Origin of the sequence: Streptomyces sp. NPDC013187, assembly GCF_042899705.1 — a bacterium.
GTDB classification, from domain to species: Bacteria; Actinomycetota; Actinomycetes; order Streptomycetales; family Streptomycetaceae; genus Streptomyces; species Streptomyces hawaiiensis_A.
On sequence record NZ_JBIBAF010000010.1, the window covers coordinates 46529 to 71962 of the forward strand.

Sequence of the window (25434 nt, forward strand, 5' to 3'; positions counted from 1 at the left end):
CAGATCGTCCCAAGCGCGACGCCATGCCCGGCGCACCATCCAGGTCACCACTGTGACGAAGGCCAGTACGGCCACCCATACGAATGCGATCAACACGACGCCCCCTTCCGCCGAGCTTCGCCCGGATTGCCCGCAGTATGCCCGGCGTCGCGGTGCCCTGAAGCGTCTCTTGAGCAAGTCCAGAGCTTCGCCCGAGCCGTCCCTTGGGGACGTCGGCGGCTTGACCCGCCTCATGGGAGGCAGTGGAGGGCCGCCGAGTTCTGTGCAGCGCCCAGCGTGCGGGTCCAGCGAGGACAGCGATGTGGAAGCAGTGTCAGTCCGCTGAAGTATCCTTCCCGCCACCGCACACCGACTGTGAGGACCGAGAGAGTTGACCGGCTCGTCTGCTTTCCCCTTGCCTTTTCACGCTTCCCGTTCCATATCGTTCACGCCACCGCGAACGCTGCGGGAACTCCAGATGATGCAGTGCAGCGCACATATCCGGGAGAAACCCGGGTGGTTCGAGAAGATGAATGATGCCGACATCGTCGCGAGGTGGACGCAAGAAGCAGTCTCCCAAGGACTCACCGAAGCGCAAGTCCGCTACGTGCTGGACGAACTCCCGCATTACGCCGCCCTGAGAGATGAGCGAACCGGCATCGAGGTGTCCGCCGTCGACGGGGTGTGGCAGTCGGACATTCTGGTCGACGACACGCTCGGATCGCGGTTGCGCAAGGCGGTTCAGATTCTGGAACAGGTCCCCGAAGCAGAACTGGACTGGCACCCCGGATCCGACGGGCAGGTATTGGATCTGGTCCATCCCTCACTGTTCTGTCTGGTGAGGGGGGTGAGCGGCGCGCCCGAGCGGGCTTGGCAGAACCCGACGAACCACTACTCGAAGTACGAGTTCTCGGAGAGATTCCAGTGGCTTCCCACGGACGTCGACGTCAGTGACGACGGCGATGTGGTCTTCCGTTCGTACGTCAACAACGTCCACCCCGAGACTCACCACGAACTGGCCTCCGTCCTGCCGGACCTGTTCGCGCGTATGCGCCCGCTGCTGGAGAACGTGCTGACCGATCTGCGCCATCCGCGGCCCCTGCGGATCGAGGCCGATCCCTACGGCTGGTACGACTCGGAGCCGGAGTATCCGGACAAGTCCTCCTACAGTGATGACGAGGCTTACGCTGAAGCCAGACGCGTATGGGCAGTGGCCCACGACGAATGGTGGGAAAACCGCCGGCCCGTCGTACCGGACGCCCCCGTCTTCACCCCTCCCGAACCACCAGCCGAATCCCCCCGAGTCGACCTGCGCGGCCACCGTCTCCAGGTCATCGTCAAGCTCGCCACCATTCACCTCACCCCCGGCAAGCCCGAGTATGCCGGCGGATCCTGGCATGTCGAAGGAATGCTGAACGAGCGGATCGTCTCCACCGGAATCTACTACTGGGACAGCGAGAACATCACCGAGAGCCGGCTGAGTTTCCGCGCGGCACTCGACGACCCGGATTACGAACAGAACGACGACAACGGCCTGCGTGAGGTCTATGGCCTGGAGGACGAAGACGCGCTGAACCAGATGCTGGGATCGGCTTCGACCCCGGCGGGCCGCTGCCTTGCGTTCCCGAACGTTCTGCAACACCGGGTCGGATCATTCCGCCTCATGGACCCCACCCGGCCGGGATACCGTAAGATTCTCGCGTTCTTCTTGGTGGACCCATCGGAAAGCATCGTCTCGACGTCCGATGTGCCACCGCAGCAACCGTGGTCCGACACCTCGACCATGACGCTGGAACAGGCCAAGGGCTACCGCGAACAGCTCATGCAGGAACGCAAGTTCTTCGTCGACGAACACAATGAGCAGCTTTACGAGCGAGAGTTTTCCCTCTGCGAGCACTGAGCTTCTTCCAATCCGGACACGGACAGGAAGGTGCGCACAGCCTGAACGACCGCGCCGATGCGACGGGTGAGCACCTGACCCGTGGAGCGGTCTTCAGTCCTGGTGCCGCCCTGGGGTTCTCGGATGCAGCCGATGCGTTGCAGCCGCCGAGGGGCTGACTCTTCCCGCCGACGTGGAGTCCCGCCCTGCGACGAAGCGGGAGTCCGCTCTGTCGCAGGGCGACACGCAGCGCGGTCAGTCCTGAGCCGGCATCACCCTGGTCACCTTGCCCTTCAGGTCGGCGGCCAGATAGCCGGTGGCGTAGTCGTCACCAAGGTAGACGGACAGTCCCAGCGGAGTGTCGAACGTGTCGTCGGCAGGGTTGACCAGGACGTAACGCACGGTCGGCCGCTTCACATTCAGGTCCTTCTCCGCCCGCTTCAGCAAGGAGGGAATGACGTCCCAGTCGAAGTCGTCCAGACTGAAGGGGCGTTCACCGCCGATGATGGAACTGCTGATGATGCCCTTCTCGACACCCCGGCCCGGGCGGTAGGTGTAGCTGACGTACTTGGTGTCGCTTCCCTTCACCATGATTTCCGCGGACACGTAGCCCGGATAGACGGTGAGATCGCATGCGCGGTCCGTGCCTGTCGCGGCTTCGATCTCCTTCACCGCCGTCCGGATGCCGTCCGGGGTGAGCAGATCCGTCTTCGTGTCGGCCTGGGATGTCGATGCCGTCGCCCTCGGCGGTTCGGACGTCGGGTCCTGCGTCCTGGTCGAGGCCGAGCCGGGTGATCTGGCTACGTCTCCGTCGTCGGGGTCTCCCTCGTCCGGCACCAGGGTCCACACCAGGACTCCCGCCAGCACGGCCCCTACGGCCGACGAGGCGATCGTGATTCGGCTCTTCGTACGGTTCGAGGGTCGCGGCGTCCGTCGTGCGGGGCCCACGGGGTGAGGGGTGGGCGGCACGACGCTGGGGCCGGGCACGGCGTCGTGTGGTCCCGCCGGTCGGAAGCCGGTGGGCGGCCCGAAGCCCGTAGGCGGCCCGAAGCCTGCCGGCGTGGAAGGTATGGGTGCCGGCCCCGCCGGAGGCGCCAGCCGGTACGAGGTGGTCGCACCCGCCCCTTCGGGAGCGCTCGGAGCCGCGTTGCGGCCGTTGGCCGCGTCCGCGAGCATCCGGTGGGCGGTCTCCACGTCCGCTCGGCCGGCCGGATCTTTGACAAGGACGGCATTCAGGAAACCGGTCAGCATTCCGGCCCGGACGGGCGGCGGAAGCTCCTCGCTCAGGAGCGCAGCCAGCGTCGCCAGGGTGGTTCCCCTGCGTAGCGGATGATGTCCTTCGACGGCGACGTACAACATCATCGCCAGCGACCACAGGTCGGAACCCGGGCCGCCCTCACCGCCGGAAATGCGCTCGGGCGCCATGTAGTCGGGTGTGCCTATGAGGGAGCCGGTCGCGGTCAGGACGGTCGACTCCCTGATAGCCGCGATGCCGAAGTCGGTGAGGACGGGACGCCCGTCGGGCCTCATCAGAACGTTGGCGGGCTTCACGTCCCGGTGCTGGATCCCGACCTCGTGTGCGGCGCGCAGTGCTGCCAGCACCTCGCGGCCGAGCCGGGCGGCCTCTACGGGCGTCAGCGGGCCCTTGTCCAGCCGGTCCTGGAGCGATCCACCGGTCACCAACTCCATGACGAGCCATGGGTGAGGGTGTTCCTCGCCGTCCACCACGTGGTGGAGGGTCACCACATTGGGGTGGTCGACACGCGCGAGTGCTCGTGCCTCCCGCAGTACCCGGGCCCGGAGCATCTTCGCAGCCTGCGGATCGTACTCGGCAAGATCCGGATCGGACGGCCGTACTTCCTTCAGCGCCACGGCTCGGTCGAGGATGAGATCGCGAGCCAGCCACACCAAGCCCATGCCGCCGCCACCGAGCCTCGCCTGCAGTTCGAAGCGCCCGTCTATGACCCGTCTGCCGGATTCCCCGTCGTTCATGGCCCGGAGCCTACAAGGATGCCGACGGCACGGGCCTCACAGGTGCCTCCCATGTTCCGAGGGCTGGGCGGCCGGGGGAAAGCCCAACTGGTCCAGCAGCGCGCCGAAGAGGTCCTCCGCAAGGGTCTCCCGCGAGCGCAGTAGGTCTTCGATCCGGGACTGCTGCGCTGTGGCTGGGATGCCAGCCGCTCTGGCCCAAACGAGGGCGCCTTCGGCGTCGGCCGGGACGGCCATGTCGAGCTCCGCGCGCTTGCGCCTCACAGCCTCGTTGAACTCGGGTGTGCCCACCCACAGGCTCACGTCGTCCAGGTCCTCGGGTTCCTCGGTGAGAAGTGCCGCAGCGTTATCCAGGTTGAGCCACGCCTGCCAACGCTGCCCGTTGGTTCCCAGCCCGGTCACGAGGGCGATGTCGCTGTCAGAGACCTCTGCGACGCAGGCCGGCGCGTTGGTCCATCTGACCAGGGCGGACAGGTAGTCGTCCTCCCACAGTCCGTGATCGAACTGGAGGGTCTGCCAGCCGCCCGCGCGCGGCCACCAGGCATGCACGGGTGTCGTTCAGTTCCTGATGGATACTGTCGAACACGGGTGCTTCCAGCAGCGGACGCCGGCTACGAGCAAAGACCACGTGCCCCGAGAACCCCATGAGAGCCCCTCGTTGGTTACGTTGCGCACACCTTATGGGTTGCCACGGACACAGCAGGCTTGGGCCGGTTCAACTGGCATGTTGGCGCCGGAGATACCGGGAGACTGGGGCCCCGCCGTGGGTCATGCCGGCCCGAACCGCTCAATCAGATCCGTCATGCACGGCTCCATGACCGATCACGCCATGAGAGCCGGCGTCTCATTGATCGCTCTGCGGACTACAGGGGCTGCAGTAGCTGGTCCACGGGGGCGTGATCGTCGGTAAGTACGTGGGCAGCGCCGGTCCAGGAGGTGAGGTCCTCGCCGGTGGTGATCTTCCAGCCGGTCCGCCGGAAGTCGAGCGCCGATTGCGTCGCGCGGAGGTCCACCGGATGGTCGGAGGCGAGCACCACCAGGTTGCCGCCCCGGGAGTCGGCAGCCGGGCGGCCCTGGCCGATGTCGGCGGGTTCGCCGAGGACGGCGACGTGCTCGAAGATCTGGCTGAGGGTGGCTACTTCGGCACGTGCGAAGTCCATTCCCCCGTGATCGATGAGGTTGGCGACGTACAGCCCTTCCTCGTCCAGGACCCGCCGTACGTCGGTCATCGCTTCGACAGTGGTGAGGTGCCACGGCACGCTGACGCCCCCGAAGGCGTCGCCGACGACGAGGTCACGGCTTGCGGTGTCCAGTCGCCGCAGTCCCAGCCTGCCGTCCTCGACGCGCACGTCGATACCGGCCTGCGCTCGCAGACCGAGTTGCTCACGGTTGATGTCCACTACCCCGGCGTCGATCTCGGAGACGAGGCTGTGTGTGCCGGGCCGCGTGGCCGCAAGGTAACGGGGAAGAGTGAGTCCGCCCCCGCCCACGTGGTGGGCGGCAAGTGGTTCACCTTGCGGAAAGGCCGCGTCGACCACCGAAGCGATGGCGCGCACATACTCGAACTTCAGATGGGCCGGGTCGTCGACGTCCACGTACGAGTGCCGAAGACCGTCCAGTACGAGCGTGCGCCCGGCGCCCCCGTCGGGGTCCGCGACGACTCGTGCGCAGTGGTACTTGGTCTCCACGTCACAGCCCCCGGGCGCGACTGTGACGGCGAGACCGCCCGCTACGACCATGAGTGCCAGAGCCGGGGCACCGCTCCACCCGCGCGTTCGCCACTCGACCCATGCCGAGCCTGCCACCAGCAGTGCTCCGAGGCCGAGCAGTATGCCGCTGACGGGCAAGCGCGACACCAGCACGAAGCCGGTGAGTACGGTGCCGACGATGGCGCCGACGGTGCCGACTCCTGAGAGTCGGCCGACCACCGCTCCGGTCTCCGCGAGGTTCGTGAGACGCAGCTTTGTCACGAAGGGGGTCACCGCGGAGAGCAGCGCGCCCGGCACCAGGATGGTCAGCGACGCGATCACCAAGAGCACCGCCGGTGCCCACTCAGCGGTGCTGCGCAAGACGGACGGGGTGAGAGCCACCACCGCTCCGGACACTCCGAGCGCAGGACCGATGAGCCGGCGTGGATCGACCTGGTCCGCGATGTGCCCGCCCAGCCATGAGCCGAAGGCGATGGCGGTGAGCGCGATGCCGATCACCATGGTGCTGGTCTCGAGAGTCAGGCCGAGGTAGGGAGCGAGCAGCCGCAAGGCGACGATCTCGACCACCAGAACCGCCGCCGAGGACCCGAACACCAGCATGCCGGCGGCACGCGGGCCCAGGCCGGCGCGGCCGGGCGTGCTCTCAGCGACAGGCGAAGACGACGATCCGGTCACGGGCGACAGTCTTGCATGCGGTCCACGAACCGAGCGGCACCCTGCGCGATTCTCATCCCGCCACCGCACGGCGTGACTTGCCATTGATGCAGCACCGCCTGCGGCCTCTGGCGGGGTTGATGAAGCTGCGGTCAGCGGTCACACAGGGTCCGAAGCAGGTAACCGGAGAAACAGCTGTTGCTCGCGGTGTGCACGGGCGCCTGACGTGAGCACTCACACCGACGACGCATCGACAATCCGAGAGAAGACCAGGCCGCCACAGGGTCCGCAGGCACTCGGAGAGCTTCGGGGTACCCGGGCCGATCCGTAAGGCGCCAGGTGTCAAGATGGGGGCATGACTATCAAGGTATTTTTTGACATCACCATCGACGACGTTCCCGCCGGCCGGATCAACATGAACCTGTTCGACGACGTCGCCCCCAAGACCGTGGAGAACTTCCGCGCCCTGGCGACCGGCGAGAAGGGCTTCGGTTACAAGGGCTCGTCCTTCCACCGCGTCATCCCGGAGTTCATGCTCCAGGGCGGCGACTTCACCCGCGGTGACGGCACAGGCGGCAAGAGCATCTACGGCGAGAAGTTCGCCGACGAGAACTTCACGCTCAAGCACACCAAGCCCGGCCAGCTCTCCATGGCCAACGCCGGCCCGAACACGAACGGTTCGCAGTTCTTCATCACCACGATCGTGACGTCGTGGCTCGACGGCAAGCACGTCGTGTTCGGTGAGGTCGCCGACGAGAGCAGCATGGAGCTCGTACGGAAGATCGAGAGCTACGGCTCTCGTTCCGGCCGTACGTCGGCCACCATCACCATCGCCGACTGCGGCACTCTCTGACCGTACGCCGCTTGTGCGGACCGGTCGTCGAGGTGATCGGCGCGACTCGAGCTGCATACCGGGTACAGCCGGTAGCGGCTGCCCGACAAGAGGCCGGAGGCAGCATCGGCTGTGGGTGTCGGGATCACATGGATTCCCGACACCCGCTCCGCCCCATCTCACCGGCCCGCGGCCGCCCAGGAATCCTTCTGCGGCCCTCGGGTCGGTTGCTGAAGAAGTACACGATCCCCTGCTCCGCTGGCGCCACGGGGTGATGCCGACCCCGGACGCGTCGGACTGAGTACGCGCTCGGCCGGGGCGGACGGACTTGTACCGGCGGTGGGGCGATGGCCCGGCGCTACTCGGCCGCTTCGCCTCGGCGGTGAGCCCGCGCCCGTTCACCTGCTCTCCGCGCCTTCCCCATGAGCCGGTCCCGGCCCCATGACACCAGGAGCGCCAGTGGTGTGGCGAGCAGGCCGATCAGTAGGGCCGGACCCCAGTCCATGCCGTCTCTTCGGTAGCGCATGAGCAGTACGAGAAAGACGTAGGTCAGCAGGATGATCAGTGCGGTCCCCAACGGTTTGGGCAGTGTCATGAGCCGCCAGTGCCCTGATCGCTCACGTACATGGCGGAATCTCTCACCTCACTTCTCCCGTACCTCACACCGGCCGGTGAGGGGCGTCAGGCCGGGCGGATCGCGCCCTTGATCGCCGACTGACCGGCGAAGAAGACCGACTCCTCACGGATGAGCGCTCCCGGCCCCGGGGCGTGAATCATCATGCCGTCGCCGCTCCAGATGCCGACGTGGCCGAGGTCATCGTGGAAGAAGACCAAGTCTCCGATCTGGGCGTCAGCGAGCGAGACCGGTACTCCCGCTCCCCACTGGGCCTGGGTGGTCCGGGGAAGCGTGACACCGGCGATCTTCCACGCGGCCTGGGTGAGACCCGGGGCGTCGTACGATCCCGGCCCGACCGCGCCCCATACGCAGGGCCGACCGATCTGCGCACGGGCGAAGGCGATCACCCGCTCGGTCCGGGTGCTGTGGCCCGGGCCCGGCGACAGCCAGGATCCACCGTAGGCGCCGGGCGTGTGGGTGGTGGTGGAGGTTCCACCTGAGGTGGGGATGTCCGGCAGGCCGGCGCCGTAGGTAGCGGTGGTCACCTCGGCCGGTGGACCGGAGGGGTGGTGAGCGGTGAGATCGGCGGTCAGAGCGGTGGCGTACGGTGCGGTCGCGACGGCCGCACGACCGGCACCGTACGTCTCCGCCCCGGTCGTTGGAAGATCCGCCTGGTGAGGACCGGCGGTGGGGGCAGGGGCAACGGGCAGCGCCGCTGCGGGCTCAGGAACCGTGGGCAGCGCCGCGGTGAGGTCCGGAACGGCGGGCAGCACCGCAGTGGATTGCGGGCTGAACTCCGGTGCGGGCGCCGACGAGGGCTCGTACAGCGGCCACGCCGCCTTGTCGGCGTCGAGGACCGACTGCGCACCGGCTCGCCAAGTGCTCTCGTCCTGCCGGGGCTTGCCTGCCTCGGCCGATGCGGCACGCTGGGCGGGGAGCTCCGGGAGGAACTCAGTGGCCGGTGCCTGAGCTGATCCGCCGGTCAGCTCGAACGCAGCAACCCTGGGTGCCGGGGGCGCTTCGAGGGCACGGGGTTCCGCAGGACGTTCCACCTGACGCATGGGGCGTGCTGCCTCAGGCGCGCGGTCGGGCCGGGCCGGCACCCTCTGGCCCGTGTGCCACGCCGGCACGGTCGGGCCCAGCTTGGCGCGGGCGGCGTCGAACCACTTCCGGGCCAGGGTTCCGCCCGCCGGCTCCGCGTCACTCTGCGACCGGCTACGGGCGGCCGCGTCTCGCTGACGCGGGATCGCGGCGGCACGGGTCGCGTTGAAGGTGCCCGTGTCGCTCTCGGCCCGGTCGTAGAGCCTGTCGACCCACCGCCGCACTTCGTCGGGGCTCGGCCCTTCGCTGTCAGTCGCCAACGCGGGCACCAGCCAAATGCGAGAGCCGGACCTCGGCAGTGAGAGCCTCCGGGGCAAGGGAGTCGGCCTTGTCCGGGAAGTCGGTCACTCCGGGGCGCGAGGTTCGTTCCAGCGCCATGGAAAGGGCACTCCTTCCGTTCTGAGAGCGCACGAAACCCACCGATGCATCGGTGCGAGTTGTGCACACGGTGACCAACTTAGCTAACTTGTGCGTCTTCCGTGAAGATCGAAGAGCGAAATGCGTGATATGCCACTGTGACCTTCGCCCCTGCTTTCGCGACGCCGACGCAATTGAACTCACTGGCGCGGTTTCTGAGGCGCACCCAGGAGGCGGCACCGAGCGGCCTCTGTGCTCCGCGCGGACCACCCGAGGGTCAGAACAGCCGCCCTTGGCAGGCTCGTCGAGAAGGGCGCGGACCGGGCCCACGTGCCGTTGCCGGCGCCGGTTCATCACCGAACAGCGGAGCCGTACCGCATTCGTCCAGCTCGGCCGGGATCCGTCCGTCGACCTCCGGGCGCGGCGGCGCGTCGCGGTCGAAGTCGTCCGGAGTCATGCCCACCCAGTCGCGGCCGCCTTGCTCACTCACTCGTCGTCACCGCCTCTCCCCCGGGCCCGCCCCCGGAAAGTGTTCCAGGATCAAGTGTCGCCCACCCGTGATCAGTTCCACCATCGGGCGATTCCGAACACCGGCGCGCAGGCGGAAGGGACACGAACAGACGCCGGTCTCCCGCAGTCCAACGGCTCTGTGACGGACAGTGCACAAAGCTGCGGTAGCAATGGTCGTCGGCGGTCTCCCACTCACCTGAAAGGGTCAGATCCGCCCTGAGGCCGGGGGCTGTGCGCATATGCGGCCTTCAAGCGGTGAGACATTCGGCATGACCGAACCCTTACCTGCCGGCTCACTTCCCCCTCCCGGCCGCCCCCTCTCCCCACCGGTCGTCTTCACGGCCGACTTCACCTCCACCACCCAATGGGTGGCGGGCCGTTCGTGGGCCTATCCCGGCGGAGGGCCGGTCAACCCGCGTGACGACAAACTCGATCACCTGGTGGCCGACGCCGCATACAGCCGCTCCGGCGTCTTCCGTGCCGGACGACGACAGGACGGCCGGTGGAACACCGGGCTGCTCACCACCGAGGGAAGTGAGGAAGGTTTCACCGTCCGTGCCGGGGATGTGCTGGAGGCACGGGTGCGGCTGCCGAAGGAGATCGGCGCCTGGCCTGCGATCTGGACCTGGCGTGACGGCGACCAGGAGATCGACGTCTTCGAGTACCACCCGGACAACCCAGACCTGCTCGAATTCACCAACCACGTACGCGGCACGAACCGTTACCACCACGACCAGGTGATCCGCCCGGGCGCTTGGGTGAACCTGCGCACCGTCTTCGGCACCCGCTCGGTGGACTGGTGGCTCAACGGCAGACCGGTCTTCACCGACGGGAGAGGCGTGGGCCGCACCTGGCACGCCTACCTCATCGTCAATCTCTCCGTATGCGCCGGGCGATACCATCCCGCACCCCAGCCGGAAACGACCGAGATGTCATACGAGGTCAGCCACCTGCTCGTACGACGACCCACCACGAGCGACACTCCAACCGGGGCCCCGTCGGAGAGGACCTGATCAGTCGGCGTCGCGCGACAACGCGGCAGACACAGTGTCGCCTCGACGGGTGACGTGGGCGTAGGCGTCAAGGTCGGACAGCTGCTTTTCCTCCATCGCCGCTGTCAGGGCCTGTGGTTCGGCTGTGCGATCGGGGCCGTGTTCTTACCCCTTCGCTTCTCCCGTGCTTGACCCGGCAGCACATCGGGGGTCTTCGCCCGGTCCTTGGCGACTGCGGCCGCGGTCCGCTCGGGAGCGCCGTCAGTAGTGGCGGGGCGGGAGCCGGGGTTCGGCTTGCCGGAGGGCGGGTGAACGTCGCGCACGGGGGCGGAGTCGCTCAGCGGCTGAGCGGAGTCGGAAGGGCTGCGCGAAGGCCGGGTCACCGATGTAGAGGGCGCGTCGTCCTTGTGGTCTGCAGCGTCGGGAGGGGTGGTGGGAGCGGCCGGATCCGGGGCGGACGGGGCCGCTTCGTCGGTGGCATCGTGCTGTGAGAAGCCGTCGGTGACCGCCAGGCCGGTGGCGAGAAGGGCGGCGAGTGCAGCTGCCAGTCCACGCGTTCGCAGGCCGCCGCGTACGGAGGCGGATCGAGACACCTCCCGAGGCAGTCCTGTCGAGGCACTCGACCTCCCAGGCTCGTGCGCGACAGGCGACACATTCCGGTGCGTACGGTCGGCGCGCTCCGCGACTGCGAGGGGCACGACGCTGAGCGCGGGCCGGGCAACGGATGCGGCAGGCGCCCCTGCGCTCGCTCCGGAGAGACGGGACAGCGTCTGGGCGCAGTCGTACGCCCCGGGACGAACATGTTCCTCCAGGCTCGTCATGTCCTGTAGGAGGGTTGCGAAGCCGTCGGGCAGGAAGTCGGGGAGGACGGGCCGGCGGTGCAGACGCGCTACGGCGGACTCCAGAGGGCCGCCGTCGTACTCGAGTCGGCCGGTGAGGCTCTCGAGGAGGACCAGGCCGAGGGCGTAGATGTCGGCGGGCCTGCCGACCGGCCGACCCAGCACCTGCTCGGGGGACAGATAGGCCGCCGTGCCGGTCAGGCTGTCGGTAGCGGTACGGGTGGCCGCATCCAGCACCCGGGAGATGCCGAAGTCCGTGAGGTGGGCGCGGTCGGAGGAGTCGAGGAGGATGTTGGACGGTTTGACGTCCCGATGGACGATCCCCTCCTCGTGGGCATGAGCCAGAGCCTCGGCCAGGGCCGCCCCGAGCGCAGCCGCAGCCTCGCACGACAAGGGTCCTTCGGCGATGCGGGACTTCAGGGTGCGTCCGTCGATCAGCTGCATGACCAGGAAGGCATCGCCGTCATCGTGTCCGGCGTCGAAGGCGGTCACCAGCCCCGGATGGTGCAAACGGGCGAGGATCACGGCCTCCCTCCGGAAGGCCTCCTCCGTGTCGAAACCGGTATCGGGGCGGAACACCTTCACGGCGACCGGCCGTCGCAGCCGGATGTCGTACCCGCGGTACACGTCAGCCGCGCCACCCGAACCGATCAGCGCATCCAAGCGGTAGCGGCCCGCCAGTATCCGGGCACAGCCTCGAACAGCCCGGGCGCCCCGCACCTCGCGCAATCCCACCTCGATCTCCCCACTCCGCGCACTCGCATCGCTCACAGGCCCGCCGTCGACGTGCCGCCGAACGCAAGTACCCATCCATCCGCCGCTTGCACAACAGTGGGGGTGTTCCGCCCCTCCCCCTGGCCTGACGAGCGCCCGGCGGGGCCGGGCGGCGGGTCAGGACAACGCCGGGAGTCTCACGAGTGGCGACGGCGGTGGGGTACGGTGCGCGCCCGAACGACGAGTTCAGTTCAGCGGCTTGTCCAGGACCGCCTTGCGGTGGCTGAAGGTCTCGATGGAGTACCTGCCGTGGTAATTGCCCATGCCGCTCTCCCCCACCCCGCCGAACGGCAGGTCGGAGACGGTGAGATGAGCGAGCGGCAGGCCGTATCCGAGGCCGCCGGAGGAAGTCTCCTCGGCGATCCGGTCTCGCGTCTCGCCGGACTCGCTGAAGACGTACAGCGCGAGGGGCTTGTCGCGGTCGTTGATGAAGTCGATCGCCTCGTCGAGGCCGGACACGGTGACGATGGGCAGGATCGGCCCGAAGATCTCCTCCTGCATCACGGGGGACTTCGGGTCGACGTCCGCGAGCACCGTGGGCGCGATGTACTTGCCGGTACGGTCGCTGCCTCCGCCGGTCACGACACGGCCCGAGTCGAGCAGGGCGGACAGCCGGTCGAAGTGCCGCTCGTTGATGATCCGGCCGTATTCCGGTGAGGCGGCCGGGTCCGCTCCGTACAGGGCGTCGACGGCGCGGACGAGGGCGGTCTCCAGGGCGGCTGCCGTCTCCGGGGTGGTGAGGACGTAGTCGGGGGCCACGCAGGTCTGCCCGGCGTTGATGAACTTGCCGCGGGCCAGCCGGTCGGCGACCACGTCGAGGTCGGTGTCGCCGTCGACGAACACCGGGGACTTGCCTCCGAGTTCCAGGGTGACCGGGGTGAGGTGCTCGGCCGCGGCGCGCATCACGATGCGGCCTACGGTTCCGTTGCCGGTGTAGAAGACGTGGTCGAACCGCTCCGCCAGCAGGGCCGTGGTCTCCGGGACACCGCCCTCGACCACGGCGACCGCGTCGGTGTCGAGGTAGGCCGGGAGGAGCTCGGCCAGGGCGGCGGAGGTGGCCGGGGCCAGCTCGCTCGGCTTGGCCACGACCGCGTTCCCGGAGGCGAGCGCGCCGACCACCGGGGCGAGCAGCAACTGGGCCGGGTAGTTCCACGGGGCGATGACGAGTACGACACCGAGGGGGTCGTACCGGGTCCAGGCGGTCGCGTCGGCGCCCAGGTGCGCGGGGACGGGAGCGGACTCGGGGCGCAGCCACCCTTCGAGGTGGTCCAGGGTGTGGTCGATCTCCCGGATGGTGAAGTCGATCTCGGTGCGGTAGGCCTCGGTGCTGCTCTTGCCGAGGTCGGCGTGGAGGGCGGCGGCGAGGTCGGAGCCCCGCTCGGTGAGCATCGCCCGCATGCGGCGCAGCTGGCCGGTGCGCCACTCCAGGGGCTTGGTGCGTCCGGTGCGGAAGGTGGCGCGCAGCCGGGCCACGACGTCGGCGGGGTTCTCGGGTGTGCGGTGACTCATGGCGCCTCTCCGGTGAGCGCCGGGTGGTCGCCCGCCCGGCGCGGAATCTCGATCAGATGTATATGCCAACCTTTCTCCTGCTCCTCCGCATCCCGTCGAATCGGCTTCGTGACGAGACTCACGCGCCGGCCGAGTGATCGCCGGCACGCGATGTGGAGTCGTCGGGCGGGGTCAGGCCGTGCGACCGTCCGCACACGCGCGGGCAGGGGCTACTGCCGTGCGTCCGCGATGTGGAGCGCCCAGTCCAGGATCTGTACCGCTGCCCCTGCGGCCTCCAGGCCCCGGCAACGGGCGTGGTGCCTGTGGGCGATGCCGTCCAGATCGAGATGGCGGCCGAAGGCGGGGTGAGCGGCAAGGCGGCGTGCGTAGCGCCACAGGTGGGGATGGTCGGCGATGCGGTGGACCGCTGCGGCGTCCAGGTGCAGACGGTGCACGGTGTCGAGCTGGACCAGGGCGACCCACAGCCGTACGTCGGCGGCGGTCACTTCGTCCCCGAGGACGAAGTTCTGGTGGGCAAGCCGCCTCTCCAGTGAGCCCAGGACGTGGAGCAGGGAGGCGAGAGCACTGTGGCGCGCCGCGTCGTCGATGTCGGCCCGCCCCGCGACCTGTGCGGCGTGGTCGAGGCGGTCCTCGCAGAGGCGTTCGACGGCCTCGATCTCCTTCTCCGCGCCTCGCGGGTAGAGGAGGGGCCGGTCCTGGGTGTCACCGCCGAAGTGGCGGGCCAGGTCCCGCAGGATGTGCGAGGAGTGCGTGGTGACGATCCGTCCCGTCCAGCTGTCGCTCAGCACCGGTGCCACAGCGGGTCCGGGGTGCCGATGGGAGCTGGCCTCGTACAAGTCGTGCAGCGCGGAGTGTCCGCCGTCGGGCCTGTCGGGGAGCGCCGGCAGCAGGACGACCGGGAGGGTGTCCTGCAGTCCGAGCAGGCTGTGGGTGATGGCGATCTGCAGACTGTTCGGGCAGGACAGCGAAAGGTGAAGGCGGTAGCGGCACGGCACGGCGTAATAGCCGCTGTTCGCGTCGCAGCCGATCCTGCCTCGGAACGATCGCGAGGAGAGGAGGGGCGGCACGGTGGTCAGGGGTGTGGACGGCATGTGTCTCCCTGTGGTCCGAATCCGGCTGCTGGCTCTGGGAGGTGCGGCGGGCAGCGCACGCACGGAACGGGCACGCCGGGGGGATGGGCACACACCCGCACGCGGCGGAGTGCGGTGCCTGTGGACACCCCGGTTTCAGCGCAGAGGGCTCGCGGCGCTGCAGACCCGCAGGAGATCGATGTGCCGACGGGAGGTGAGCAGCAGAGCAGACCGGCCGACGCGCAGGGCGCGGTCGGCGGTCGGCTCCGGACGCTCCATCATTTCCTACCCATGCACTAGGGAAGTCTCCTTTGGAGTGTCAGGGGCCTTTCCCGCCACGTCAAGAGGCGCTACCGATGTTCCGTCCGGAGTCCGGGACGCAGGGAGCCGGCCCGATCTCACCGTCGCGCAGGATGCTCAGTCGAGGCAGAACTCGTTGCCCTCGATGTCCTGCATCAGGATGCATGATTCGTTTTCCTCATCGGCAGCCATCGTCTGTACGTGCACCGCGCCGAGCGCGACCAGTCGTGCGCACTCGGCCTCCAGCGCGGCGAGGCGCTCTTCACCGACGAGTCCCGTGCCGACTCGCACGTCGAGGTGGACGCGGTTCTTGACGACCTTCCCTTCGGGGACGCGCTGGAAGAGCAGGCGCGGGCCCACGCCTGAGGGATCACTGCACGCGAAGTAGATGACCTGATCCTCGGGCGGCAGCGAGTGGTGGTAGTCCTCCCACGTGGCGAAGCCCTGCGGGACCGGCGGTACGACGTACCCCAGCACCTCGCACCAGAAGCCGGCGAGGCGCGCGGGCTCTGCGCAGTCGAAGGTGACCTGGAACTGCTTGATCGATGACATCGGCGCACCATAGCAAGGGACTCGGTCGCTCATCTCCCGGCATGCGCGGGGACGTTGGGCATGCCACCGCCCGGCGCTGCGGTGCGCGGAGCGCCCACGTCAGCTCTGTGTGGCCGCGCGCTCCCGTGAGGCCAGGACGTGGTCCATGGCCGGAGCCTCAGAGAAGTCCGTGCCGGGGCGGTCTGGTGCCGTTCAGCACGGAGCGGCCGATGTGCTGGATCTTCCAGCGGGCCGGGTCGTGCAGGGTGTGGGTGCGGGCGTCGCGCCAGTGGCGGTGCAGGCCCAGGGAGTCGAGCGCCGAGCGGGTCCCGGCGACCTCGAAGAGGGCGCTGCCGATCTCCACCGCGGCCTCGGCCGCCGTCACCTTGGCGGTGGCGACCGCGATCGATGCGGTGGCGGCCGAGTCGTCGGTCAGGTGGGCACGGGCCGCGTCGACCTGACGGGCGGCCTCGCGCAGCAGCCCGCTCGCAGTGTGCTGACAACGGAAACCGCAAGGGCGCCACCCAGTCGCCGCCCCTGCCGGACAAGGCATCGATCACTTTTCTTGAGCGAGCGATCCAGATAGGTTACGGTGAGGCCATGGCAAGGACCCGGGAATTCGACACCGAGGCGGCGGTGAGCCGCGCCATGGACCTGTTCTGGACGCGTGGCTACGAGGCGACGTCGGTGCGCGATCTGACCCAGCACCTGGGGATCGGGCAGGGCTCGCTGTATGCCGCGTTCGGCGACAAGGAGGGCCTCTACCGGGCCGCACTGGAGCACTACCGCAGCACCCTCGCGGCGGCCGCCCTGCGCAGCCTGGAGGAAGGGTCGGACGCCCGCGCGGCGATCCGTACGCTGCTGACCGAGCGGATCCGCATCGCCGTCCGGAGCGGCGGCAAGGGCTGCCTGGCCGTCAACGCCGTCTGTGAGCGACTGCCTCAGGACGCGGTGACCCGGCACACCGTGCGCGACATGCAGGACGCCAGCCGGGAAGCGCTCACCGAGGTGCTGCGGGCCGGGATGGAGCGCGGTGAGATCGCGCCGCGGCACGACCCGCACACGGTCGCCGCCTTCCTGGTCACCTTTCTCAACGGACTGCTGGTCTCCGCGAAGATCACACCGGATGCGTCCGCCCTCGAACCCCTCGTAGAGGTCGCGTTGACCGCTCTCGACTGAGCCGCCACGCGGCCTCGGCCGGGCGTTCTCCATGCCCCGAATCTGTAACGCTTGATAAAGAAAACGGGCACTCGTATCGGCCGCGACGGCGTCGCCCCCGTCAGCACCGACGGTCCGAGCCGCCCGCCGACCTCATCGACCCCACCGCACGAAGGACGGGAAGCAGCACGTCATGATGTACGACCACACCACAACACCCCTGCGTACCGGCCGTGCGGCCGTCAACGGAACGAGCCTGCACTACCGGACGGCCGGGTCCGGCCCGGCCCTGGTGCTGCTGCACGGCGTACCCAAGACCGGCTACCACTGGCGCCACCTGGTGCCGAAGTTGACGCCCCACCACACCGTCGTCGTACCCGACCTGCGCGGCCTCGGCGACTCCGCCCGCCCCCCGGACGGCTACGACTCCGCGACGATGAGCGACGACGTCGCCGAGCTGATGGCTCGTCTCGGACACGAGACCTACGCCGTGATCGGCGAGGACTGGGGCGCGGTGATCGGCTATCAGCTCGCCGCCCGGCATCGCGGTGCCGCCACGTCACTGGTCTTCGCCGAGGCTCTCTTCCCCGGCTTCGGCTTCGAGGGCCACACGGCCCTCACCCCCGAGAACGTCTCCAGTGGCATGCACCTGTGGCACCTTGGCTTCTACTTCCAGCCCGACGTCCCCGAGATGCTGATCGCCGGGCACGAACGCGAACTGATCACCTACATGATCAAGAACGAGCGCAGCCACCCCGACACCGCCACCCCCGACGCCATCGAGGAGTACGTGCGCTGCTACTCCATGCCCGGCGGCATCCGCGCGATGCTCGCCGTCTACCGGGCGATGCTCACCGACGCCGAACAGAACCGGCGGGCCGCCCGGCAGAAGTTGGACATCCCCGTCCTCGCACTCGGCGGCTCCGCCTTCATCGGCGAGCGCAACGAGTCCCAGGCGCGACTCGTGGCCCATGACGTCACCGGACATGTCTTCGACGCGGGCCATGACCTCGCGGAGGAAGTACCCGACGAGATGGCCGAGGTCGTCCTGCCGTTCCTGGCCGCACACCGGTAACGGGCGCCCGGCCGCCGGAGCCGGAAGCCCCGGCGGCCGGAGGGGCAGTGCCGTCGCGGAACCAGCGGGCGTGCGGAAGAACCGGGATGCCGGCGACGTCGGCCAAGGACAGCGACTTGCGCGCGGCGAGGGGATGGCGGACGGGCAGGATTCAGATCTGCCCTTCGCTCAGCAGTTCCTCGCCGCCGAACCCGGCGAGGGAGATGAACGGTGCGTGCATGAATGCAGCATGCTGCGCGACGACGTATCGGAGAGCCGTCAGCCGCACTCACCGAGCGCATCGCTCGTCCGCCATCTCGGCCACTCCGCACAGACAACCCACAGACACCCCTCCCCGTCCTAGGTGACGCGAGAGGCGCCCGGGACCGACGGGACGTCTGCGCACGGGGTTTGAGGAGAGGATCATTGATCCGTGCCCGGCGAATATGTGTGACCGCCGTGGCGGTGCTGGCGGCCCTGGCGGGCTCGCCCGGACCGGCACAGGCCGAACAGCCGCGGCAATCAGGGCTGTTGAAGGCTACGGACGAGAACCCGCTTCCGCCGGGATGGCGGATCGACGGACAGGCCGGGGCGCGTGAGCTGGTCTGGCGTGCACCGATGGCGGTGCCCATGGGAGATGCGCGGGTCGAGTTCCGCACCCAGGACCGGCTGCTCGGGGTGCCGAAGCCGGCGAGGGACGGTCGGACCTTCCGGCTCGCCCTCGACGAGGCGCGAACCGGGCAGCTGGCGGACCTTCAGGTAATGGCCGCGGGCCGCCGGCTGGACGCGGCAGCCGATGACCCGCGCAGGTCCGGCTCGCGCGTGGGACGAATGCCCGCACAGGCACCGGCGAACGGCGTTGATCCGGGCCAACCCGGCTCGTACCGCACGGTCACCGGCGAGTACGACCTCGACCCGGTCCGCCTGCCCGGATACGCGACCCCGGTGGAGATGACCGCCCAGGTGGTGGCGCCGAAGGGTGCCACCGGCAGCCGGCCGCTGGCGCTGTTCCTGCACGGCCGCCACGACAGCTGCTACAAGCCGGGCTCCGAGGACGACGTGACCGGCGACTGGCCCTGCGCGGACGGCTACCAGCCGATTCCGAGCTACCTGGGTTATCTGCGTGACCAGCAACTGCTGGCCTCCCAGGGCTATGTGACGGTGTCGATCTCGGCGAACAGCATCAACGCCCAGGACTCGGAGACCGAGGACGCCGGCGCGCAGGCGCGTTCCTCGCTGGTACGGCAGCACCTCGCCCGCTGGGCCGACTGGGCCGCCCATCGTTCCTCCGCCCCGGCCGTGGTACGCAAGGCACCCAAGGCAGACCTGTCCCGGGTCCTGCTCGTCGGCCACTCGCGCGGCGGCGAGGGCGTCAACCGGGCCGCCCTGGACAGCCTGTACCCGCCGCCGACCGCCGAGGACGGCTACCGGGGCCCGGTACGCTGGAAGGTGCGCGGGGCCGTGCTCATCGCACCTACGATCTTCGGGCAGAACCCGGTCGCCGACGTGCCGTCCATGACGCTGCTGCCGGGCTGCGACGGCGACGTGTCGGACCTGCAGGGCGAGGCCTTCGTCGACGGAACGCGTGGGATCAGCCGGGGCACGGCACTGCACAGCGCGGTCTACATGGCCGGCGCCAACCACAACTACTTCAACACCGAGTGGACCCCGGGCGAGGCCGTCGCACCGGCCAGTGACGACTTCCGGACCGACCCGGATGCGCCGGACCCGGTGTGCACACCGGGTGCCGCGACCCGGCTGACCGCCGCCCAGCAGCACAAGGCGGGCGCCACGTACATCGCCGCCGCGGCCCGGCTCTTCGTCGCCGGGGACGATCGGGTGCGTCCGCTGCTCGACGGTTCCGGCAAGCGGGCCCCGTCCGCGGACCCGGCCCGGGTGCTGACCCACGCGGTCGGCGGCCGCCGCAGCGGCGGGTTCCTGCCGGACGGCGGGGTGAAGGTGACCGGGGCCGCCCGGCTGTGTTCGGCGATCGACCCCGACCCGGCCGTGGCCTGTCTGGCCCCGGAGACCCTCGGATCGTCACCGCACTTCGCGTCATGGGAGACGCAGCAGGAGACCGGCCGCAGCGCGGTGGACCTGAAGTGGTCCGCGCCGGGCAGGGCCGGGCTTGTCACTCCGGCCAAGCCGCTCTCCCTGCGCGGGTCGCAGAAGCTCGCGCTACGGGTCTTCGTACCGCCGAACACGACCGGCACGAAGTTCGACGTGTCCGTCACCGACTCCCGGAACCGCAGAGCCACCCTGGGGCGGGTCGAGGTGGCGGGGCTCCCGGGCTCCGCCGCCACCGCGTCCCACTGGGCGCAGGAACTGCGCGTCCCGCTCTCGGCCGCGACCCGGGCCGGGCTCGATCTCGAGCACGTCAAGTCCCTTGCGTTGACGCCCCGTTCGCGGTCCGGGCGGGCCTGGCTGATGGACGCCTGGGGCTGGGCCCCCGGCACTCCGGTGGTGAAGACGGCCGCACTGCCGCGCGTCGACGTGGGACGCACGATCGTCAAGGAGGGCGACTCGGGCACCCGCACCTACCGGATCCCGGTCGAGGTCTCCGGGCGCGGCAGCGGGCAGGTCCGCGTGTACGTCCTCGACCCGGACAGCGGCCGGGCCGGGAACCGCCTCGTGACGGTACGGCCCGGCAGCGGCGCGGTCGACATCCCGGTCGAGGTGAAGGGCGACACGGCCTACGGCGACGACGTGGAACACGACATCGCCGTCAAGCCCGTCCGGGGCGCCGTCGTCGGCAAGTACCGGGGCGGGCTCACCGTCGAGAACGACGACCCCGCGCCGGTGATCACCCTGTCGCCGGTCGCGGACCGGGTGAGCGAGGGAGAGACGCTGACCTGGCGGCTGTCCGTGGACGCGCCCGCGGCGGTGGACCTCTACGAGCCGGTGCGGGTGCTTCCGGTCACCGAAGGCGCCGAGCTGTCCACCAAGGACGTGGACCCGCAGTGGCTCAAGGACTGGTCCGGTGACGTGCCCGACCCTGAGCGGCCGCTGTCCGACGCGCACCTGTGGGTATGGCTGCACATCCCGCCCGGGAGCACCGGCGTGGACTTCGTCGTGCCGACCGTCCAGGACAAGGTGGCCGAACCGGCCGAGTCGATGCGCCTCGCGCTGACCGACCGCCACGCCGATCCGCTGCCCGACGGGCCGGTGCTGACGGGGACGGTGCTCGACAAGCCGTAGGCACGATGCACGAGGGGTCACGAGCACTCTCTTCGCGGGGTCCGGTCTGTCCGGGCCCCGCGCTTCCCGAGGACGTCTCGAGTCAGTCGGTCGGCTGCGTACCACGCGCCGTGCCGCGGCACTCCCGCGGCTCTCGGCCGCCGCGCTGGCGGAAGAAGTTCGTGAAGTCGCCCCGGGTGCGCGCCGCGAGGAGCGTGGCGAGGATCGGCCGGGTGTGCCTGCGTGGCGCGCCCGCGCCCATCGCCCCGCGCCGTTGACCGGCCTCGGCGTTCCCTGGAGCAGCGAGGGGGTCATCGACGGCCGCAGGCGCGGGCAGCACCCACAAATCCGTGTCCTGACGGCGTCTACATCATCGGGACCAGCGCCAGCGCCTCACGGCCGTGGTGCTCGGCGATCGCCTTCATGAATGCCCGGTGGGGGAAGTCTCCCTCGAGCAGCCGGAGCGGACCCGCCGTCAGTGACAGGCGCTGGACGAGCGTGTAGAGCGCGAGCCTGTCCTCTTCGAGCCCCTCCGCCGCCAACCGTCGACAGTGGTCGTCGGGATGGCGGAGCCGCAGGAACACGTGCTCCCATTCGACGTCGAAGTACATCAGGTCCTCGATGTCGATCAGAACAGGGTTGCCGGCCCGGTCCACCAGTACGTGGTCCAGGCCCAGTTCGCCGTGGACGACGGAGTACTCCGCACGCGGCCGCACCGCCGCGGCGAGCTCGAGGAGCCGCTCCTCCAGCCGGTCGCGGGCGCCCGCGATCCTCCCGTCACGGGCAGCCGCCTCGGCCAGGCAGCGCAGCCCGAAGCCAAGCGCGGCCTGCTCACCCGACGCGCACCGCGACACCCCGCCCGCGTCGATCAGGCCGACCTTGCCGAACGACGGACCGCGGTGACCTCCCATCGCCGCCAGCGCGTCGGCGAGGCGCGCCATGGTCGGTTCCGCAGCGCGCGGATCGCGGTTGAGCAGGTCCAGCAGGTTCTCGCCGGGGAAATCCTCCAGGATCGCGAGCTCGGCCGGGTAGTGAATGCCGTCGCGGTCGGTGAGGTGGAGCTCGGGAACCCGCAGGCCCAGCGAGTCCAGCCGCGCGCGTGCGGCCTCGAACAGGTCGAGGCCGGTACCGGGTGAGAACGGATTCGTGAGGTCGTCGTCGCCCTCGGCCGTCGGCCAGTAGTTCTCCGACGTCTCCCACAGATAGGCCACAGCAGTCGTGGCGTCGTCCATCGTCAGCCGGTAGACGCCCTTCTTGCTGCCGCCCGTGAGCCGCTCGACCGTCTCCAGCCGCCGCCCGCCTCCCAGGGCGGCCCGCGCCGCCCCCGCCAGTTGCTCTCGTGTCACTGTCCGGGGTGCCATGCCCACGACCCGCCTTCCCACTCGACGACCGGGGCACCCTACGCGAACCACCACGCATTGCCGAACGATGTGCCGTAGGGAGTGCGCGGAGCAGCGCCCCCTGCACGGCCCGGTCGCGGCAGAGCCCCGGCCGGACGGGGGATCACGGCCGGGGCGGTCCGGTGGTGGGTGCGGATGGCGGTCGCCTCTCGGCGAAAGGCTCCACAGGGCTTCAGCCGAACGATCGTCCCTGTGGGCGAATGGTGAGGCCCGGGGACACTGTCCCATCCGCACCCACGCTTTGTTCAACGGGCAACCAGCGGTGGTTGTTCCGTACTCAGCTCGGACGTGTGGTGATCCCGGCCACTCCCCCGGGGCCATCGATGGCGGCCGATCGATGGCGGCCGGTCATCGGCCTCCCAGGCGACCCAACCGAACCTTGAACGCGTTCAAATTTGGTGGGAGCATCGCGCTCAGCCGCACAGGGGTGGGTGAGGATGCAGGACAAGGCAGCGCGCCAGGGGGCGATGACCGCGGGAAGGTCCACTTGGCTCGTCGCGACGTCCCTGGCGTGGGCGGCACTGATCACCGTGATTCCCTGGCTGCCGAGCACCGTGGGCATCCTGGACCTGTCGGGCGTGGCCCCCTCCTGAGCATGCTGATCTTCGGGCCTGTTCCGTCCCTCCTGCTGGGGACGCTGCTGGGGCGTGCTCGGGCCACCTGGCTGGTCGCGACGTGTGGCGTCGCGGGGCCATACCTCTGGATTCTCGACCTCACGGTCTTCAGCGAGCCCGGTGTCCGTTCTTCGACGGCGGTGGCAGTCGCTTCCGCGGGCGCTCTGGCCATGGGGCTCGTCAGTGTCCCTCTCCTGGGGGGAGCGGCGGCAGGCCGATTCCTCTGCAGCTCCGGCACCATCGCCCACCTCGACCCACGCGGCCCGACGAGGTGAACACGCGGCCCTCGATCGCGTCAGGACAGGCACTCCGCCAGTGGGCTGACCGGTCGCGTCCGGGCTTGATCCGGAGCGGAGCCACCCACTTGCCTGCTCGCGACCATCGGTGCGCCGCAGCCTCTTCCCTTGTCATGCCCTCATCTGAAATCTTGCGTCGACCCATTCGGCCCACGGCCCGGTCGGCGCCACCCATGCCCCGGGCTCTCGGAGGATGCTGTGACAACCCCCCGCATATCCCGGCACCGTCTCAGACGGTCGCTGCTGTCCGTAGCCGCTGTCGGAGCGGCTCTCACGCTGGCCACTCCCGCCGGCGCGGCCGACGTGGACACCGGCCTTCCGCCTGGTCCGGCCGCGCCCCGCGCCGCCACGCCCGTCCAGTCCGCCGCCGGATGGGCCGCCGGAACCCGCTCCTACCTCGTCATCACCGCCCCCGGCGACACGTCGGCCGCACGCAACGCCGTGACGGCGAACGGCGGTTCGGTCTTCGCGCACTACGACGCGATCGGCGTGGTGGTCGCACACTCCTCCTCGGCCGGTTTCGCCACCGCGATGCGCTCCGTCGCGGGCGTGCAGAAGGTGGGTGCGACCCGCACCTCGGACGTCCCCGCGGACGCCTACTCGCCCACCCTGCCGGGTGCTCCCGCGCAGTCGTCCACCACGCTCACCGAGACCGCGCGGTGGGACATGACCAGGATCAACGCCGACAAAGCCTGGGCCGTCAACACCGGATCCCCGTCTGTCACGGTGGGTGTCCTCGACACCGGGGTGGACGACCGGCACCAGGACATCGCGCCCAACTTCGACGCGGCGGACTCCGCCTCCTGCGCCTACGGCAAGGCCGACACCCGAGCCGGCGCCTGGCGTGACGTCGGCACCCACGGCACCCACGTGGCGGGCACCATCGCCGCAGCGAAGAACGGCAAGGGAGTCGTCGGCGTCGCACCGGGCGTGAAGATCGCCTCCGTGCGCATCGCCGAGCCCACTACGAGCATGTTCTTCGCCGAGAACACGATCTGCGGCTTCATGTGGGCCGGCGACCACGGCTTCGACGTCACCAACAACAGCTATTACACGGACCCGTGGATGTTCAACTGCCCCGACGACCCGGACCAGGCGGCCATCATCGAGGGTGTCCGCCGGGCGCAGGAGTACGCGGAGGGCAAGGGCTCGCTGCAGGTCGCGGCAGCCGGCAACTCCGACTACGACCTGGCGAACAAGCGCACCGACAACTCCAGCCCGAACGACTCCACCCCCGTCAACCGCACCATCACCAACGCGTGTGTCGACATCCCGACGGAGCTGCCGGGTGTCGTGACCGTCGCGGCGATGGGCAACGGGAACATCAAGGCGTCCTACTCGAACTTCGGCCGGGACGTCATCGACGTCGGGGCGCCGGGCGGCGACGGAGCCTACGGCGTCTACTCCACGCTCCCGGGCGGCAAGTACGGGAACATGAACGGCACGTCGATGGCCTCGCCGCATGTGGCCGGTGTCGCCGCGCTGCTGAAGAGCGCGGATCCGGCCGCCACCCCCGCTGACCTCCGGGCACGGCTGGGAAGCCAGGCCACGGACATCGCGTGCCCGTCCGACGGCCGCTGCACCGGAACCACGGCGAAGAACGCGTTCTTCGGGGAGGGCCAGGTCGACGCGCTGAAGGCCGTCGGCGGCACCGGGCCGCAGCCGGGCCGGTACTTCGAGAACACCACCGACGTCGCCGTCGCCGACAACGCCACGGTGGAGTCACCGATCACCGTGACCGGCGTGCCGGGAAATACCCCGGCCGCGCTGAAGGTCGGCGTTGACGTCAAGCACACGTACCGCGGCGACCTGGTGCTGTCGCTCGTCGCCCCTGACGGATCGGTCTACCCCCTGGAGGACTTCGCCGACGGCGACAGCGCGGACGACGTGGTGAAGACGTACACCGTCGACGCCTCGTCCGAGACCGCGTCGGGTACGTGGAAGCTGCGTGTCCGCGACATCGCGACACAGGACACCGGCCGGATCGACACCTGGAATCTGACCTTCTAGGCGGGAGAGGGCGCCGTAGCGCGCACCTCCTCCCCGTCACCCCTTGCCCACCCTATCGAAATTCGATAGGTTCCCATCGTAAGT

The 25434-nt window shown here is 69.5% G+C and carries 20 protein-coding genes and 1 pseudogene; 8 read left to right on the forward strand and 13 right to left on the reverse strand.

Annotation, left to right across the window (positions count from 1 at the left end; all coding sequences use genetic code 11):
* Positions 1-370 precede the first annotated feature (370 nt).
* Positions 371-1879, forward strand: a complete 1509-nt coding sequence (locus ACFY5B_RS22165; protein WP_389971733.1) for a DUF4246 domain-containing protein — start codon at positions 371-373, stop codon at positions 1877-1879.
* A gap of 234 nt (positions 1880-2113) precedes the next feature.
* On the opposite strand, the gene ACFY5B_RS22170 is transcribed toward ACFY5B_RS22165, so the two are convergent.
* The 3 genes from ACFY5B_RS22170 to ACFY5B_RS22180 form a co-directional block, all read right to left on the reverse strand.
* Positions 2114-3850, reverse strand: coding sequence for a serine/threonine-protein kinase (locus tag ACFY5B_RS22170; protein ID WP_389971735.1), 1737 nt, complete (start codon positions 3848-3850; stop codon positions 2114-2116).
* Positions 3851-3886: 36 nt separating this feature from the next.
* Positions 3887-4396, reverse strand: coding sequence for a hypothetical protein (locus tag ACFY5B_RS22175; protein WP_389971737.1), 510 nt, complete (start codon positions 4394-4396; stop codon positions 3887-3889).
* Between the two features lie 314 nt (positions 4397-4710).
* Positions 4711-6231: a fused MFS/spermidine synthase gene (locus tag ACFY5B_RS22180; protein ID WP_389971739.1), complete on the reverse strand. Its 1521-nt coding sequence runs from the start codon at positions 6229-6231 to the stop codon at positions 4711-4713.
* A gap of 334 nt (positions 6232-6565) precedes the next feature.
* Here ACFY5B_RS22180 and ACFY5B_RS22185 point away from each other — a divergent pair, with 334 nt between their 5' ends.
* Entirely contained in the window at positions 6566-7063 is a 498-nt protein-coding gene (locus ACFY5B_RS22185) for a peptidylprolyl isomerase (RefSeq protein ID WP_389971741.1), read from the forward strand.
* A 337-nt stretch (positions 7064-7400) separates the two neighbouring features.
* Here the strand turns inward: ACFY5B_RS22185 and ACFY5B_RS22190 are convergent, their stop codons facing one another.
* Together ACFY5B_RS22190 and ACFY5B_RS22195 are read right to left on the reverse strand one after the other, a co-directional pair.
* A complete protein-coding gene (locus tag ACFY5B_RS22190) occupies positions 7401-7637 on the reverse strand; it encodes a hypothetical protein (RefSeq protein WP_389971743.1) in 237 nt (78 codons plus the stop codon).
* Between the two features lie 86 nt (positions 7638-7723).
* Positions 7724-9019, reverse strand: coding sequence for an NlpC/P60 family protein (locus ACFY5B_RS22195; protein WP_389971745.1), 1296 nt, complete (start codon positions 9017-9019; stop codon positions 7724-7726).
* A gap of 876 nt (positions 9020-9895) precedes the next feature.
* On the opposite strand from ACFY5B_RS22195, the gene ACFY5B_RS22200 reads away from it, so the two are divergent.
* Positions 9896-10639, forward strand: a complete 744-nt coding sequence (locus ACFY5B_RS22200) for a beta-glucanase (RefSeq protein WP_389971747.1) — start codon at positions 9896-9898, stop codon at positions 10637-10639.
* A gap of 104 nt (positions 10640-10743) precedes the next feature.
* On the opposite strand, the gene ACFY5B_RS22205 is transcribed toward ACFY5B_RS22200, so the two are convergent.
* The 6 genes and pseudogenes from ACFY5B_RS22205 to ACFY5B_RS22230 form a co-directional block, all read right to left on the reverse strand.
* The gene (locus ACFY5B_RS22205; protein WP_389971748.1) at positions 10744-12192 is read right to left on the reverse strand and encodes a serine/threonine-protein kinase; all 1449 of its coding nucleotides are present in this window, start codon (positions 12190-12192) and stop codon (positions 10744-10746) included.
* 225 nt (positions 12193-12417) lie between these two features.
* On the reverse strand, positions 12418-13740 hold the full coding sequence (locus ACFY5B_RS22210) for an aldehyde dehydrogenase family protein (protein WP_389971750.1): 1323 nt from the start codon (positions 13738-13740) through the stop codon (positions 12418-12420).
* 209 nt (positions 13741-13949) lie between these two features.
* Complete coding sequence (locus tag ACFY5B_RS22215) at positions 13950-14831, reverse strand: glutathione S-transferase C-terminal domain-containing protein (protein ID WP_389971752.1); 882 nt, start codon at positions 14829-14831, stop codon at positions 13950-13952.
* A 135-nt stretch (positions 14832-14966) separates the two neighbouring features.
* A complete protein-coding gene (locus tag ACFY5B_RS22220; RefSeq protein ID WP_389971754.1) occupies positions 14967-15092 on the reverse strand; it encodes a hypothetical protein in 126 nt (41 codons plus the stop codon).
* Between the two features lie 135 nt (positions 15093-15227).
* Positions 15228-15662, reverse strand: a complete 435-nt coding sequence (locus ACFY5B_RS22225; RefSeq protein ID WP_389971756.1) for a VOC family protein — start codon at positions 15660-15662, stop codon at positions 15228-15230.
* A gap of 157 nt (positions 15663-15819) precedes the next feature.
* Positions 15820-16131, reverse strand: a pseudogene (locus ACFY5B_RS22230) (acyl-CoA dehydrogenase family protein); the annotation flags it as partial.
* Between the two features lie 110 nt (positions 16132-16241).
* Here ACFY5B_RS22230 and ACFY5B_RS22235 point away from each other — a divergent pair.
* The 3 genes from ACFY5B_RS22235 to ACFY5B_RS22245 all read left to right on the forward strand — a co-directional run bounded on the left by ACFY5B_RS22235 (position 16242) and on the right by ACFY5B_RS22245 (position 21051).
* A complete protein-coding gene (locus ACFY5B_RS22235) occupies positions 16242-16820 on the forward strand; it encodes a TetR/AcrR family transcriptional regulator (RefSeq protein WP_389971758.1) in 579 nt (192 codons plus the stop codon).
* A 172-nt stretch (positions 16821-16992) separates the two neighbouring features.
* Positions 16993-17874 (forward strand): alpha/beta fold hydrolase, encoded by an 882-nt coding sequence (locus ACFY5B_RS22240; RefSeq protein WP_389971760.1) that lies wholly within the window; start codon positions 16993-16995, stop codon positions 17872-17874.
* Positions 17875-18279: 405 nt separating this feature from the next.
* Positions 18280-21051: a hypothetical protein gene (locus tag ACFY5B_RS22245; protein WP_389971762.1), complete on the forward strand. Its 2772-nt coding sequence runs from the start codon at positions 18280-18282 to the stop codon at positions 21049-21051.
* An 82-nt stretch (positions 21052-21133) separates the two neighbouring features.
* Here the strand turns inward: ACFY5B_RS22245 and ACFY5B_RS22250 are convergent, their stop codons facing one another.
* Both ACFY5B_RS22250 and ACFY5B_RS22255 read right to left on the reverse strand, forming a co-directional pair.
* Entirely contained in the window at positions 21134-21370 is a 237-nt protein-coding gene (locus tag ACFY5B_RS22250) for a hypothetical protein (RefSeq protein ID WP_389971764.1), read from the reverse strand.
* A 25-nt stretch (positions 21371-21395) separates the two neighbouring features.
* Entirely contained in the window at positions 21396-22391 is a 996-nt protein-coding gene (locus ACFY5B_RS22255; RefSeq protein WP_389971766.1) for a phosphotransferase family protein, read from the reverse strand.
* Between the two features lie 476 nt (positions 22392-22867).
* On the opposite strand from ACFY5B_RS22255, the gene ACFY5B_RS22260 reads away from it, so the two are divergent.
* Positions 22868-23023, forward strand: a complete 156-nt coding sequence (locus tag ACFY5B_RS22260; protein ID WP_389971768.1) for a hypothetical protein — start codon at positions 22868-22870, stop codon at positions 23021-23023.
* A gap of 515 nt (positions 23024-23538) precedes the next feature.
* Positions 23539-25350 (forward strand): S8 family serine peptidase, encoded by a 1812-nt coding sequence (locus ACFY5B_RS22265; protein ID WP_389971770.1) that lies wholly within the window; start codon positions 23539-23541, stop codon positions 25348-25350.
* Positions 25351-25434: the final 84 nt, after the last annotated feature.